The 14104-nt window shown below is 73.4% G+C and carries 16 protein-coding genes, 1 other RNA gene and 1 riboswitch; of the genes, 7 read left to right on the plus strand and 10 right to left on the minus strand.

Annotation, left to right across the window (positions count from 1 at the left end; genetic code table 11):
- Positions 1-138: 138 nt before the first annotated feature.
- The 5 genes from MOJ79_RS16060 to rpsU form a co-directional block, all read right to left on the minus strand.
- A complete protein-coding gene (locus MOJ79_RS16060) occupies positions 139-1893 on the minus strand; it encodes a TRAP transporter large permease (RefSeq protein ID WP_241925070.1) in 1755 nt (584 codons plus the stop codon).
- Positions 1890-2504 carry a TRAP transporter small permease subunit gene (locus MOJ79_RS16065; protein ID WP_241925071.1) on the minus strand — a complete coding sequence of 205 codons (615 nt, stop codon included), beginning with the start codon at positions 2502-2504 and terminating at the stop codon, positions 1890-1892. The genes MOJ79_RS16060 and MOJ79_RS16065 overlap by 4 nt, the downstream gene beginning before the upstream one ends.
- A 201-nt stretch (positions 2505-2705) precedes the next feature.
- Positions 2706-3059 carry a TIGR01244 family sulfur transferase gene (locus tag MOJ79_RS16070; RefSeq protein WP_119353958.1) on the minus strand — a complete coding sequence of 118 codons (354 nt, stop codon included), beginning with the start codon at positions 3057-3059 and terminating at the stop codon, positions 2706-2708.
- 4 nt (positions 3060-3063) lie between these two features.
- Positions 3064-3510 (minus strand): GatB/YqeY domain-containing protein, encoded by a 447-nt coding sequence (locus MOJ79_RS16075; RefSeq protein WP_119288201.1) that lies wholly within the window; start codon positions 3508-3510, stop codon positions 3064-3066.
- Positions 3511-3608: 98 nt separating this feature from the next.
- Positions 3609-3821, minus strand: a complete 213-nt coding sequence (gene rpsU, locus MOJ79_RS16080; protein ID WP_019559597.1) for a 30S ribosomal protein S21 — start codon at positions 3819-3821, stop codon at positions 3609-3611.
- A 453-nt stretch (positions 3822-4274) separates the two neighbouring features.
- Between rpsU and MOJ79_RS16085 the strand changes: the two genes are divergently transcribed.
- Complete coding sequence (locus MOJ79_RS16085; protein WP_241925072.1) at positions 4275-5291, plus strand: GGDEF domain-containing protein; 1017 nt, start codon at positions 4275-4277, stop codon at positions 5289-5291.
- Between the two features lie 27 nt (positions 5292-5318).
- Here MOJ79_RS16085 and MOJ79_RS16090 read toward each other — a convergent pair whose 3' ends face one another.
- The 5 genes from MOJ79_RS16090 to MOJ79_RS16105 all read right to left on the minus strand — a co-directional run bounded on the left by MOJ79_RS16090 (position 5319) and on the right by MOJ79_RS16105 (position 7386).
- Positions 5319-6134 carry a sulfite exporter TauE/SafE family protein gene (locus MOJ79_RS16090; protein WP_241925073.1) on the minus strand — a complete coding sequence of 272 codons (816 nt, stop codon included), beginning with the start codon at positions 6132-6134 and terminating at the stop codon, positions 5319-5321.
- Complete coding sequence (locus tag MOJ79_RS16095) at positions 6131-6595, minus strand: EVE domain-containing protein (RefSeq protein ID WP_241925080.1); 465 nt, start codon at positions 6593-6595, stop codon at positions 6131-6133. The genes MOJ79_RS16090 and MOJ79_RS16095 overlap by 4 nt, the downstream gene beginning before the upstream one ends.
- A gap of 52 nt (positions 6596-6647) precedes the next feature.
- Positions 6648-6829: non-coding RNA, 6S RNA (gene ssrS, locus MOJ79_RS19180), on the minus strand.
- A gap of 30 nt (positions 6830-6859) precedes the next feature.
- A complete protein-coding gene (locus MOJ79_RS16100) occupies positions 6860-7177 on the minus strand; it encodes a cell division protein ZapA (RefSeq protein WP_119353954.1) in 318 nt (105 codons plus the stop codon).
- On the minus strand, positions 7174-7386 hold the full coding sequence (locus MOJ79_RS16105) for a cell division protein ZapB (RefSeq protein ID WP_119288210.1): 213 nt from the start codon (positions 7384-7386) through the stop codon (positions 7174-7176). The genes MOJ79_RS16100 and MOJ79_RS16105 overlap by 4 nt, the downstream gene beginning before the upstream one ends.
- Positions 7387-7442: 56 nt before the next feature.
- Positions 7443-7684, plus strand: a riboswitch (cobalamin riboswitch).
- Between the two features lie 70 nt (positions 7685-7754).
- Here MOJ79_RS16105 and MOJ79_RS16110 point away from each other — a divergent pair.
- The 6 genes from MOJ79_RS16110 to MOJ79_RS16135 all read left to right on the plus strand — a co-directional run.
- Entirely contained in the window at positions 7755-9608 is a 1854-nt protein-coding gene (locus MOJ79_RS16110) for a TonB-dependent receptor plug domain-containing protein (protein WP_241925074.1), read from the plus strand.
- 60 nt (positions 9609-9668) lie between these two features.
- On the plus strand, positions 9669-10475 hold the full coding sequence (locus tag MOJ79_RS16115) for an ABC transporter substrate-binding protein (RefSeq protein WP_241925075.1): 807 nt from the start codon (positions 9669-9671) through the stop codon (positions 10473-10475).
- On the plus strand, positions 10472-11494 hold the full coding sequence (locus MOJ79_RS16120) for a FecCD family ABC transporter permease (protein ID WP_241925076.1): 1023 nt from the start codon (positions 10472-10474) through the stop codon (positions 11492-11494). Before MOJ79_RS16115 ends, MOJ79_RS16120 begins: the two co-directional genes overlap by 4 nt.
- The gene (locus MOJ79_RS16125) at positions 11491-12276 is read left to right on the plus strand and encodes an ABC transporter ATP-binding protein (RefSeq protein WP_241925077.1); all 786 of its coding nucleotides are present in this window, start codon (positions 11491-11493) and stop codon (positions 12274-12276) included. Before MOJ79_RS16120 ends, MOJ79_RS16125 begins: the two co-directional genes overlap by 4 nt.
- A 20-nt stretch (positions 12277-12296) precedes the next feature.
- On the plus strand, positions 12297-13097 hold the full coding sequence (locus MOJ79_RS16130) for an ABC transporter substrate-binding protein (protein ID WP_241925078.1): 801 nt from the start codon (positions 12297-12299) through the stop codon (positions 13095-13097).
- A 27-nt stretch (positions 13098-13124) separates the two neighbouring features.
- Positions 13125-14104, plus strand: a 980-nt coding sequence (locus MOJ79_RS16135; RefSeq protein WP_241925079.1) for an ExeA family protein, incomplete at its 3' end; no start/stop codon positions are given.

Here is a 14104-nt window from a genome sequence, read left to right on the forward strand (position 1 = left end):
CGCAAGCGCCCGGCCCGGGCTCACCCGGCCGGGCGCTTTTTCTTTGCTCCAGGCGGTGCCACGGGCACTCGATCGCCAAGCGCGCACCCGCCCACCGGCGCGCGCCGCCTCGTTGCCGCCCGACCGCCTCGAGGGCGGTTACCGGCTCGCGGGCGGCGCGGGTGGCGGGGCCAGGTCGCGGAAGATCGACATCGGGTCGTACTCGTCGCGCCCTTGGCGACCGCTGGGGGCGGCCTCTTCGAGCTGCTCGCGACCCTGCTGCAGTCGCTCGAGGATCGCGTCGGCGTCGAGCTTCGGGCCCTGGTCGAGGTTGCTGAGCACGAGCTGCGGGAACGCGATGAGGGCGGCAACCATCGTCAGCTGCAGCCCGACGAAGGCGACCGAGCCCTTGTAGATCTGCGCCGTCGTGACTGCCGGGATCAGCGCGCCGGTGACGCGATCGGTGTAGTCCTTGCGTGCGGCGACGCTGCGCAGGTAGAACAGCGCGAAGCCGAACGGCGGCGTCAGAAACGAGGTCTGCAGCGTCATCGCCAGCGTCACGCCAAACCAGATCAGGTGGATGTCGAGCTTCTGCGCCACCGGCGCGAGGATCGGCACGACGATGAACGCGATCTCGAAGAAGTCGATGAAGAAGCCGAGGATGAACACGAGCAGGTTCACGAAGATCATGAACCCGAGCTGCCCGCCGGGCAGCTTGTCGAAGAGGTGCTCGACCCAGATGTGGCCGTCGGCAGCATTGAACGTGAACGCGAACACCGTCGAGCCGACGAGGATGAAGAGCACGAACACCGACAGCCGGGAGGTGCTCGCCAGCGCCTGGAGCAGCACCTTCCAGGTTAGGCGCCGCTTGGCGACGGCCATCACGAGCGCGCCGACGGCGCCCATCGCGCCGCCCTCGGTCGGCGTCGCGATGCCGAGGAAGATCGTGCCGAGCACGAGGAAGATCAGGATCAGCGGCGGGATCAGCACGAAAGTCACGCGCTCGGCCAGCCGCGACAGCAGCCCGAGCTTGAGCAGCCGGTTGCCGAGCGCCAGCGTGACGGCCAGCAGCGACGCGACCGTCATCGACAGGATGAACACCTCGTCGCCCGGTGCCGGGATGCTGCGCCCGATCATCGGGTTGACGATGCCCTCGTGGAACTGGCCCCAGGTGACGCCGGCCACGGCGCACAGCAGCAGCAGCACGATCAGCGAGACGTGTCCGCTCGCGCCGCTGGGCTCGCGGTAGATGCGCGCCTCGGCGGGCAGCGCGGGGACCCAACGCGGGCGCAGCAGCGCCACCGCCGCGATGAACAGCAGGTACACGCCGACCAGCAGCAGGCCGGGGCGCAGTGCGCCGGCGTACATGTCGCCCACCGAGCGGCCGAGCTGGTCGGCGAGCACGATCAGCACCAGCGACGGCGGCAGGGCCTGCGCCAGCGTGCCCGACGCAGTGATCACCCCGGTGGCGATGCTGCGGTTGTAGCCGTAGCGCAGCATGATCGGCAGCGAGATCAGCCCCATCGAGATCACTGCCGCGGCGACGACGCCGGTGGTGGCGGCGAGCAGCGCGCCGACGAGCACCACCGCGATCGCGAGCCCGCCGCGCACGGGGCCGAACACCTGGCCGATCGTCTCGAGCAGGTCCTCGGCCATGCCCGAGCGCTCGAGGATGATGCCCATCAGCGTGAAGAACGGGATCGCCAGCAGCGTGTCGTTCTGCATGATGCCGAACACGCGCAGCGGCAAGGCCTGGAACAGGTTGGCGCCGAACAGGCCGACCTCCATGCCGATGACGCCGAAAGTCAGACCGGTGGCCGCGAGTCCGAACGCGACCGGGAAGCCGGTGAGCAGGAACAGGAACAGCCCCGCGAACATCAGCGGGACGAAGTTCTGGGCGATGAATGCGCTCATCGTGCGCCCCCGCTCGGCTGGCCCTTGTGCTCGGCTTCGGCCATCAGTTCCTCGGCGAGCTTGATCTCGTCGGGCTTCTCGTGCACATCGACGCTGTAGGGCTCGGCACGGTGGCCGCTGAGGTAGGCCGCGCGCTTGATCAGCTCAGACACGCACTGCAGCAGCAGCAACGAGAAGCCCACCGGCATCAGCAGCAGCACCGGCCAGCGGATCAGGCCACCGGCTTGCGGGCTCATCTCGCCGCTCACCCACGCGCGGTAAAACAGCGGCCACGACAGGTCGACCATCAGCACGCAAAACGGCGCGACGAACAGCAGGATGCCGACGATGTCGATGATGGCGTTGGTGCGCGTGGACAGGCGCGACGAGACGAAGTCGATGCGCACGTGGCCGTTCTTCAGGAACACGAAGCCCGCACCGAGCATGAACACGGCGGCGAACAGGTACCACTGGATCTCGAGGTACGCGTTCGAGCTGTAGTTGAACGCGCGTCGCACGATGGCGTTGGCGGCGCTGATCAGCACGCACGCGAGCACGAGCCACATGATCAGCTTGCCGATCAGCTCGCTGATCGCGTCGACCAGCGACGAGACTTTCAACAGGGCGGACACGCTGCCTCCTGGGGTAGCGCCCGCCCGGCAGCGGGCGGCGCGATGGCACAAGGACCGGAAATTCTAGGCACCCCGAGCCCCGCCGACGGCGCCGGCTCGACGAGCGCCGCGACTGTACCGACCCGGCGCTGAAAGGCGCCTGAAAACGCCCGGCGCCCGATGCGCGCGCGGGCGCGCGGCGGCCGGCACCGCAGCCTTGCGTCAGCGGCTCGTCGCGGCGTGGTAGAGCTTGGTCGAGCGTGCCCCGCTGCGGCAGAACATCAGCAGCGGACGCGGCAATTCTTCGAGCAGCTTGGCGCACGCGGCGATCTGCTCCGGCGACTGGTAGGCGCCGTCGACGGGCAGGAAGCGGTATTCGAGGCCGGCCGCGCGTGCGGCGGCCTCGATGGCGGCACTCGTCGGCTGGTCGGGGCCGTGTTCGAAGTCGGGGCGGTTGTTGATCACGCTGCGAAAGCCCAGCCGCGCGGCCTCGGCCATCGCCTCGGGCCACAGCTGCGGGGCCACGCACACGCCCTCGGCGATCGGGCGGATCGACAGGTGATGAGGCGTCGTCATCGCGTCACCTCCCCAGCGCCTGCTTGACGGCGGCCGAGACGAGGGCCATCTCGGCCTGACCGCCGAGCTTTGCCTTGGCCGCGGCCATCACCCGGCCCATGTCGCCCGGACCCGAGGCGCCGAGTTCGGCGACCAGGGCGGCGACCTGCGCGGCGATCTCGTCGGCGCTCAGCCGCTGCGGCAGGTAGCCCTCGAGCACGCGGATCTCTGCCGATTCCTTGTCGACGAGGTCGTTGCGGCCGGCCTGCGCGTAGGCGGCCACCGAGTCCTTGCGCTGCTTGATCAGCTTGTCGACGATCGAGACGACGGCCGCGTCGTCGAGCGTGATGCGCTCGTCGACCTCGCGCTGCTTGCACGCGGCCAGCAGCATGCGGATCGTCGACAGACGCTCGGCATCCTTGGCGCGCATCGCGGCCTTCATGTCCTCGGTGATGCGGTCCTTCAGGCTCATCGGGGCTCCTTCGCAAAACGTCAAAGCCCGCGACGGCGGACCGCGCGGGCTCGTGCGTCAGAGGGCGGGGCGGCAGCCGACCCGCACGCGTTCGAGACTCAGTACAGCTTCTTGGGCAGCTGCATGCTGCGCACGCGCTTGAAGTGGCGCTTGATCGCAGCCGCCTTCTTGCGCTTGCGCTCGGCGGTGGGCTTCTCGTAGAACTCGCGCGCGCGCAGTTCGGTGAGCAGGCCGAGCTTTTCGATGGTGCGCTTGAAGCGGCGCAGGGCGACGTCGAACGGCTCGTTCTCTTTGACGCGGATCGTGGTCATGGAGCGGAAGGTCCTTCGGAATCTCGAAGCTGAGGGCTGCCGATCGAAGCGGCGCGATGCGCCGCCCCAGGCCGCCGCGTGACACCTCGCGCCACGCCGCGGTGGCGCTCAGGGGTGGGTGCTTCGGCCTACGAAATCGCGCATTATAGTCACGGCGCGCCACGCCGCCAGTGCCTCTCTGATGCGTGCACGCATCGTCCTCTGCCGCCGGGGTGCGCCAAGCGGCCACTGGCGCCACCTCCCGGCGTCGTCGGCACGGCCAGCGCTGCGTGCCGTCGCGACGAGCCGGCCGGTGACGCGGCGCATCACCCTGTTCAAGCTAGGGAAAGCCGGGAAACCCGCGTTGATCCGGCTTGTGGGGCGCCTGCACTGGGCGGACGATAGGCGGGCTCGCCGAGCCGGCCTCGCGACGAGCGAAACTGCCGGTCGCCCACACGCCTGAACGCTTCCCCCATGTCGCCGCTCGCCTCGAATCCCGTTGCCGCCGCGGGCGACCCGGACTGGGTCGCGGCGCGCTGGGCGCTGCTCGCGGCCTGGGTCGATCGGCAGCAGGCGGCGCTGGCGATCAAAGACGCCGAGAGCGGCCGCTACGTCGAGGCCAACGCAGCGATGGCCGCGCTGCTGGCGCGTGCGATGGCCGACATCGTCGGCCGTACCGACGTCGAGCTCTTCGGCGCCGACGTCGCGCACGTGCTGCGCGCCGCCGACCGGGCCGCGGTGGCGGCGAGCGACGTCGCGTCGGTCACCGAGCACCGCTTCGACCTGCACGGGCAGCGGCGCGAGTTCGCCGTGCTGCGCCTGGTGCACACGGCGCCCGACGGCCGCCGCTGGCTCGCCAGCCTGTGGAGCGACCTCGCGCCGCAGCGCCAGAAGGACGCGCAGCTGCGCCAGGCGCTCGAGCAGCTCGAGCAGCAGCAGCGTGCCAACGCGCTGCTGCGCGTCGAGCTGCACGAGCAGCACGGCCTGCGCGATGCCGCCACCGGCCTGTACAACCGCGCCCACTTCGACGACTTGCTCAAGCGTGAGGTCGATCTGTCGAACCGCGAACACCGCGAGTTCGCGCTGGTGTCGATCGCGCTCGATCCGTTGCCGGCCGACGTCGCGGCGCTCGGTGCGCCGGCGCGGCGCGCGCTGCTGGCGGCCATCGGGCGTCTGCTGCGCGGCAACACGCGCGCGATGGATGCGTCGTGTCACCTCGACGAAGGCCGGTTCGCGGTGCTGCTGTCCGGCGTCGGGCTGGCCACCGCGCACTCGCGCATGGAGGGTCTGCGCCGCCAGTGCGCGACGCAGATCGTGATGCTCGACGGGCGCGAGCTCGGCTTCACCGTCTCGATGGGCGTGGCGAGCTTCCCGCACACCGCCCACACGCTCGACGAGCTGCTCGCCGCCAGCCACGACGCGCTGGCCGAGGCCCAGCGCCGCGGCGGCAACCACGTCACGCTGGCGAGCATCCGCTTCGAGCGGCCGTGAGCGCGGCGCCGGCTGGCGCACCGGTCGTCAGCCGACCCACGCCTTGGCGAACATGTAGCTGGCCAGCCCGTAGAGCATGAATGCGAAGATGCGCTTGAGCTGACGCACGTCCATCGCGTGGGAGGCGCGCGCGCCCAGCGGCGCGGTGGCCACGCTGGCCAGCGAGACGACCACCAGCGCGGGCACGAACAGGTAGCCGACGGCACCGGGCAGCGCGGGCGGCAGCGTCCAGCCGGCGATCAGGTAGCCGGCGGTGTTGGCCAGCGCGATCGGAAAGCCCAGCGCTGCGCTCGTGCCCACGGCCTGGTGCATCGGCACGTTGCCACGCGTCATCCACGGCACCGACAGGAACGCGCCACCGGCGCCGACCAGGCCCGACACGAACCCGATCACGCCACCCATCGCCGCCTGGCCGCCGGCGCCGGGCAGGCGTCGCGTCGCACGCGGCGGCCGCGCCAGCAGCATCTGCGTGGCCATCAGCGCGATGAACACGCCGAACAGCAGCCCCAGCCAGCGGCCCTTGAGCAGCGCGAACGCGCCGGCGCCGGCGAGCAGCCCGCCGGCGACGATGCCCGGCGCGATCGTGCGCACGAGGTCCCAGCGCACCGCGCCGCGCGCGTGGTGCGCGCGCACGCTCGACAGCGACGTGAACAGGATCGTCGCCATCGACGTCGCGATCGCCATCTTGACCGCCAGGCCGGTGTCGACGCCGCGGTTCGAGACGATCAGCGTCATGAACGGCACCAGCAGCATGCCGCCGCCCACACCGAGCAGCCCGGCCATGAAGCCGACCGCGGCGCCGAGGGCGAGCAGCTCGGCGATCAGCAGCGCGTCGAGGCTCAACGCGCCGCGCCCTGCGCTTCGTCGAGCGCTGCGAGCACCGCGCGCCACTGCGCCGGCGTGACCGGCGTGATCGACAGGCGGTTGCCACGCCGCAGCACCTGCAGGTCGGCCAGCTCGGGGCGACGGCGCATCTCGCGCAGGCTGAGCAGCCGCGTCTTGCGCACCAGCCGCACGTCGACGTGCACCCAGCGCGGCGCGTCGGGTGATGAGCGCGGATCGTGGTAGGGGCTTTCGGGGTCGAACTGCGTCGCGTCGGGGTAGGCCGTGCGGGCCACTTCGGCGAGCCCGGCGATGCCCGGCTCGGCGCACGACGAGTGGTAGAACAGCACGCCGTCGCCGATGCGCATCGCGTCGCGCATGAAGTTGCGCGCCTGGTGGTTGCGCACGCCGGTCCACGGCACCGTCTGCCGCGGTGCGCGCGCGAGGTCGTCGATCGAGCACTCGGCGGGCTCGCTCTTCATCAGCCAGTAGGCCACGGCAAAGGCGACGCGGGGTGAGGCAGGCAGCGGCGAAGGTGTCCGCCGCGAGACGTGAGCCGCATTCCTGAACCCTCAGGGAAGTTCAGGTGGGCGAGGTCAGCGAGGCGTCGGGTTCGTCTGACGCGAGACGATCACACCAGCCGCGCGATGTTCCAAGCCCTGGCTCGATGAGCATCGGTTCAAGGAAATCTAGACCCACGCACACGCGACGGACGTGGCCATTCTAGGCCCCGAGGCGCCGCCGGGTCACAGCAGGCGGCCGTCGTCGCCGAGCGCGGCGTCGATGCGCGCGATCAGGTGCTCGATCTCGGCGTCGCCGGCGCCTGCGGGGCGCGCCGGCTCGGCCGCCGGCGGCGGGTTCGCCGGGCGCTCGGCCAGCTGGTAGGCGAGGTTCAGCGCGGCCAGCACCGCCATGCGCTCGCGCGCCTTGACCTTGCCGGCGTCGCGGATCGCGCTCATCTCCCGGTCGACGGTGGCCACCGCAGCCAGCAGCGTGGCCTCGCCCCCCTCGGGACAGCCGAGGCGATAGCTCTGGCCGAGGATCGTGACCTCGATCTGCTTCACGTCGCGTTCCCGGCGTCGCTGCCGGCAGGCAGCCTGTCGAGTAGCGCGTCGATGCGTGCGCGCGCCGCGGCGAGGCGCGACTTCAGGCTGTCGCGCTCGGCGGTCAGCGCGGCCACCTGCTGCTCGAGCAGCGCGTTGGTGCGCTTGAGTTCCTCGTGCCGCAGCAGCAGCCGGTCGATGCGTTCGGCCAACGAGTCGAGGGTTGCCATGCGTTGCGCCGCCTCAGGGGGTGGCAACGATTGTAGGGGCGCGGTCAGCTGCCGCTGCTACGATCCGCGCCGTTGGTGCCTGGGTCGGCCGTCGTGCCGCCCCGGGGTAAACGGGAAGCAGGAAGGCCGGATCCACCGGACGAGGCCCAACCTGCGCTGCCCCCGCAACGGTAAGCGGACGGGCGCGTGCACGCCACGCACCCCGCTTCGGCGCAGTGGCCACTGGTGCAGCCGCACCGGGAAGGTCGCCGAGGTCGCATCCGCCAGCCCGGATACCGGCCAACGGGCGGTGCACCGCGCGCAGCGGTGCACCATGTCGTCGGGGCCTGCGGGGAAGCAGGCCACGGCCTTCGAGTCCTTCATCGTCCATGATCGTCTCTTCCTTCGTCACGCGGCGCGCCAGCGCGTGCGTCGCCACGTCGCTGGCCGCGACTCTTATGTGTGCTGCAGCCGGCACCGCAGCCCAGGAAACACCCACCGTCGTCGTCACCGGCAGCGTGCTGCCGCGCACCGTCGGCACCGAGCTGGCGGCCAGCAGCGTGCTCACGCGCAGCGACCTCGAGCGCGCCGGCGTGCGCGATCTCGTCGCGGCGCTCGGCCTGCTTGGCACCGCGGTGCCCGAGCAGCTCGGCGGGCCTGGCACGCAGGCGGCGCTGCGGCTGCGCGGCGCCGACACGCGCGACACGCTGGTGCTGATCGACGGTGTGCCGATCACCGACGTCACCAGCGGCCAGGCGTCGATCGCCTCGATTGCGGTCGACGACATCGAGCGCATCGAGGTCGTGCGCGGCAACCTCTCGGCGCTGCACGGCGGCAATGCGACCGGCGGCGTGCTGCAGATCTTCACGCGCCGCGGCCGCAGCGGCCTCGACGTCAGTGCGCACGCCGGACTCGGCACGCGCTCGACGCGCGGCGCCGGCGCGAGCCTGGCCGGCGGCAGCGAGGTGCTCAACGCGCGCCTGACCGTCGGTGGCGAACGCAGTGACAGCTTCTCGGCGCAGGACCCGGCGCAGGTGCCCAACGTCAACCCCGACGACGACGGCTACCGCCGCCGCTTCGCGACGCTGGTCGCCGACGCGACACCTGCGCCGGGCCACCGACTGTCGTTCGACCTGCGCTGGCTGCGCGGCGAGGTCGCCTACGACAGCAGCTGGGGCGCGCCGACGGACATGCACGACGCGACGATCGACCAGCGCGGGCTCACGCTGCGCGGACGCCACGCACTGACGCCGGCGTGGTCGCTCGCCTGGCACCTCGGCGGCAACGACGAGGACCGGCGCGACACCACCGTCGATGCCTTCGGGACGTCGACCTTCGGCAACCGGCTGCACAACCGCTCCGCGATGGCCGAAGCCACCGGCACCCTGGTCGGCTCGCTCGCGCTGAAGGTGGCGGCCGAGCGGCTGCGCCAGTGGACCGACAACGCGACCTACCTTCGCCGTCAGCGCACGACTGACACCTGGCGCGTGGGGCTGCAGGACGAGCGCGAGGCGGGCGGCTGGCAGCTCGCGTGGCGGCACGACGACAGCAGCGACTTCGGCACCGCGACGACGTGGCTTGCCGGTGGCCGCGTGCGGCTCACACCGGCGTGGAGCCTGCTCGCCAGCGCGTCGACGAGCTACACGCCGCCGACGCTGGACTTCCTCTACTTCGACTGCAGTCCGTTCGGCTTCGTCTGCTCGAACCCCGACCTGCGCCCCGAGCGCGGCCGCACGGTCGAGGTCGGCGCGCAATGGCAGGAAGGGCCATCGCGGCTGCGTGCGACGCTGTTCCACGCGCGCTACCGCGACAAGATCGCCAGCGACGCCTTCTTCGTGCCGCAGAACCTCGCGCGCACGCGCAACCGCGGCGTCGAGGTCGTGGGTCAGACGCAGTGGGCCGACTGGCGCGCCAGCGGCGAACTGCTGTGGCAGGACCCCGAGAACGTCGACACCGGCGAGCGGCTGCTGCGCCGCGCGCGCGTGCAGGCGTCGCTGCGGCTGGGCCGCGACATCGGCGCGTTCGGCGTCGACGCCGTCGTGCGCCACGTCGGCCGCCGGCCCGACGCCACCGAGATGCTGCCGGCGGCCACCGTGCTCGGCCTGAACGCGACGTGGCGCTTCGCGAAGGGCTGGACCGCCGCGGCGACGTTCGACAACGTGTTCGACCGCGACGAAGTGCCGGCCTACGGCTACAACGGCCGTCCGCGCAGCGTCTTCGTGCGCGTGGCCTGGCAGCCCTGAAGGCGCGGGGCGGCCTTGGGCGGGCGGTCCGACGGTTGGTGGCGCGCAGTCGCGGCGGCGGTGCTCGCGCTGGCGGGCGCCGTCGCCGCAGCCGCCGACGGCCGCCCCCCCCAGCGCATCGTCTCGATGGTGCCCGCCTTCACCGAGGCCACCTGCGCGCTCGGCGCGTGCGAGCGGCTGGTCGGTGTCGACCGCCACTCGAACTGGCCCGAGCGCGTGCGCGACCTGCCGCAGGTCGGCTCGCTCGAGGACGCGCAGGTCGAGCGCATCGTCGCGCTGCGGCCCGACCTCGTGATCGTCGCGCCAGGCGCGCGCGCGCGCGCGCGGCTCGAGGCGCTGGGCCTGCCGGTGCTCGTGCTGCAGGCCGACACGCTGGCCGAGATGCGCGCCGCGACCGAGACGCTGGCGCGCGCGCTCGGTGTGCCGGGCGGCGGCGAGCGGCTGTGGCAGCGCATCGACGCGCGCGTGGCGGCCGCCGCCGCGCGCGTGCCGCCGGCGTGGCGCGGGCAGCGCGTCTACGTCGAGGTCTCGCCGATGCCGCACGCCGCCGGCGAAGCGTCGTTCATCGGCGAGCTGCTCGCGCGGCTGGGTCTGCGCAACGTCGTGCCGGCCGCACTCGGGCCGTTCCCGCAGCTCAGCCCTGAGTACGTGCTGCGCGCGCGGCCGGCGCTCGTGGTCGCCGCCGCGCAGGCGGTGGCCGAGATGCCGCAGCGCCCGGGCTGGGCGCGGCTCGAGGCGCTGCGCGCCGGGCATGTGTGCGCGCTCGCACCGGCACAGTACGACCTGCTCGTGCGCCCGGGGCCGCGCTTGGACGAGGCGGCCGACGTGATCGTCGATTGCGTCGCCGCGCTCGGCAACGGGCGATGACGTCGCGGCCGGCGTCGTCGCCGCACACCGGCGCACGGCCGCTGGCGCTGGGCCTGGGTGCTGCGGCGCTGGTGCTCGCCGCGTGCGGGCTGGCCGCCGGCAGCGACGGCTGGTCGTGGGCGTGGCGCGACGAGTGGGACCTCGTCGCCGCGGTGCGCGCGCCGCGCACGCTGGGTGCGCTGCTCGTCGGGGCGCTGCTCGGGCTGGCCGGCGCGATCGCGCAGGGGCTGTTCCGCAACCCGCTGGCCGACCCGTTCCTGCTCGGCAGCGCCGCCGGCGCCGGGCTCGGCGTGATGGTGGTGCTCGCCGCCGCCACCGGACTGGTCGCGACGCTGCCGGCGTCGCTCGCGGCGGGCGTGCTGCAGGCGGGCATCGTCGGCGGGGCCTTCGCCGGTGCGCTGTTCGGCGTCGGGCTCGCGCTGGCGCTGGCCGGCGGCGCCGGGCGGCCGCTGGTGCTGCTGCTGGCCGGCGTCGTCGTCGGCGTGCTGCTCGGCGCGCTGGCCGACCTGCTCGCGCTGCTGGCGCCGGCGACGCTGCGCGCGCGCCAGGCCTTCCTGCTCGGCACGACGGCCTTCCTCGGCTGGGACGGCGTCGCGTGGCTCGCGGCGGTCGGCGCGCTCGTGCTGCCGCTGGCGGTGCGCTTCGCGCGCGCGCTCGACGCGCTCGTGCTCGGCGAGGCCAGCGCCGCGAGCCTGGGCGTGCCGCTGGCGCGCGTGCGCCTGCTGCTGGTGGCTGCGATGGCGCTGGCCACCGGTACCGCGGTGGCGCACGCCGGGCTGGTGGCCTTCGTCGGGCTCGTGGCGCCGCACCTGGTGCGCCGCGCCGTCACCGTGACCCACGCGGCGCTGCTGGCGCTGTCGGCGCTGGCCGGCGGCGTGCTGCTGCTGGCCGCCGACGTCGCCGCACGCAGCGTGCGCGTGCCGCAGGAGCTGCCGGTGGGCCTGCTGACGGCGGTGTTCGGTGGCGCCTACCTGCTCGTGCTGCTGCGCCGCCGCCATGGCGGGGGAGGCGCGCGATGACGCCGCTGCGCACGCACGGCCTCTCGCTGGCCTACGGCCCGCGCCGTGTCGTCGACGGCGTGTCGCTCGACCTGCGCGCCGGCGAGTGGGCGGCGCTGGTCGGGCCGAACGGCGCCGGCAAGAGCACGCTGCTCGCGCTGCTGGCCGGGCTGCGCGCGCCGCACGCCGGTCGCGTCGAGCTCGAAGGCCGCACGCTCGCCGACTGGCCGCCGCGCGAGCGCGCGCGCCGCGTCGCGTGGCTCGCACAGCACGGCGAGGCCGACGGCGACCTTGCCGCGCGCGACGTCGTGCGCCTGGGCCGCCTGCCGCACCACGGGCTGTTCGGCGCCGTCACCGCCGCCGACGAGGCCGCGGTCGACGCGGCGATGGCCGAGACCGAGTGCGCCGCGTTCGCCGAGCGCCGCCTCGGCGAGCTGTCGGGCGGCGAGCGCCAGCGCGTGCTGATCGCGCGCGCGCTCGCGGTGAACGCGCCGGTGCTGCTGCTCGACGAGCCGATGACGCACCTCGACGTGCCGCACCAGCGTGCCCTCGTCGCGAGCCTCGCGGCACGCGCGCGCGCCGGCGCCGCGGTGGCTGCCGTGCTGCACGACCTGACGCTCGCGCTCGCCGCCGACCGCGTGCTCGTGATGGTGGCCGGCCGACTGCGTGCCGACGGCGCGCCGGCCGACGCGGCGGTGCGCGCCGCCGTCGTCGACGCGTTCGGCGGCGCGGTCGCGATCGAGCGCGTGGCCACCGCCGGCGGCGAGCGCTGGGTCGCGCTGCCCGTCGTCGCGGCACGCTGACGCGCGCCGAAAATCGCCGCATGGGCCCGCAGCGCATCGTCTGCCTGACCGAGGAAACCACCGAGTGGCTGTACCTGCTCGGTGAGGAGCACCGCATCGTCGGCATCAGCGGCTACACGGTGCGCCCGCGCCGCGCGCGCGCCGAAAAGCCCAAGGTGTCGCACTTCCTCGACGGGCGCATCGAGCAGATCGTCGCGCTCGAGCCCGACCTCGTCATCGGCTTCTCCGACATGCAGGCCGCGCTGGCCGACAAGCTGATCCGCGCCGGGCTCAACGTGCTGGTGACGAACCAGCGCAGCGTCGGCCAGATCTTCGACACGCTGCGCCTGGTGGCGTCGATGGTCGGCGCCGGCGACCGCGCCGAGCGCTGGATCGCCGGCTGCCAGGCGCGCCACGCGCAGATCGCCGCGGCGGCCGCCGCGTGGCCCAGGCGCCCGCGCGTGTACTTCGAGGAGTGGGACGCGCCGATGATCAGTGCGATCCGCTGGGTCAGCGAGCTGATCGGCATCGCCGGCGGCGACGACGTGTTCCCCGAACTCGCCGCGCAGCCGATGGGCCGCGACCGCGTCGTCGCCGACGCGCTCGAGCCGGCGCGCCGCGCGCCCGACGTCATCGTCGGCTCGTGGTGCGGCAAGAAGTTCCGCCCCGAGAAGGTCGCCGCGCGCGCCGGCTGGGCCGATGTGCCGGCGGTGCGCGACGGCGAGCTGCACGAGGTCAAGTCGGCCGACATCCTGCAGCCCGGCCCGGCGGCGCTGACCGACGGCGTCGAGCAGCTGCACCGGCTGTTGGCGGCGTGGGCGGCGCGCCACGGCGCGGGCTGAGGGTGCGTCGCGCTATCCTGCGCGCCCATGTACGAGCGCCACTTCGGGCTGCAGCGCGAGCCGTTCTCGATCGCTCCCGACCCGCGCCTGCTGTACATGAGCGAGCGCCACCGCGAGGCGCTCGCGCACCTGCTGTACGGCGTCGGCGGCGGTGGCGGCTTCGTCGTGCTGACCGGCGAGGTCGGCACCGGCAAGACGACGGTGTGCCGCGCCTTCCTCGAGCAGGTGCCGCCGCGCTGCCGCGTGGCCTACGTCTTCAATCCGGCGCTCGACGTGATCGAGCTGCTGCGCACGATCTGCGCCGAGTTCCGCATCCCGGTGGCGGCGGCCGACGGCAGTGCGCACCCGACGCGCAAGGACCACGTCGACGCGCTCAACGAATACCTGCTGCGCACGCACGCCGCCGGCTTCAACAACGTGCTCGTGATCGACGAGGCGCAGGCGCTGTCGGCGGCCGTGCTCGAGCAGCTGCGGCTGCTGACCAACCTCGAGACGAACGAGCGCAAGCTGCTGCAGATCGTGCTGATCGGCCAGCCCGAGCTGCGCGCGCTGCTCGCGCGGCCCGAGATGGAGCAGCTCGCGCAGCGCGTGATCGCGCGCTACCACCTCGCGCCGCTCGACGCGGCCGAGACGGTGCGCTACGTCGCGCACCGGCTGGCCGCCGCCGGCCGCGATGGGCCGCTGCCGTTCGACCGCGGCGCGCTCGCGCGGCTGGTGCACCACAGCCGCGGCGTGCCACGGCGCATCAACCTGCTCGCCGACCGCGCGCTGCTCGGTGCCTACGCGCTCGGGCGCGCGCAGGCCGACCGCGCCATCGTCGACCGTGCGGCGGCCGAAGTGTTCGGTGCCGCGCCGGCGGCATCGAGCGCGGCGACGCGGTGGGCGTGGCGGGGCGCGGGGGCCGTGGCGGTCGCCGTGGCAGCCGGCGCCGGCGCGGTGTGGCTCGCCGGCGGGTGGGACGAAGCCGCCCGAGCGCTGCGGGCGGCAGCGCCGGTGGCGGCCGAGCC

Source organism: Calidifontimicrobium sp. SYSU G02091, assembly GCF_022631395.1.
GTDB classification, from domain to species: Bacteria; Pseudomonadota; Gammaproteobacteria; order Burkholderiales; family Burkholderiaceae_C; genus Calidifontimicrobium; species Calidifontimicrobium sediminis.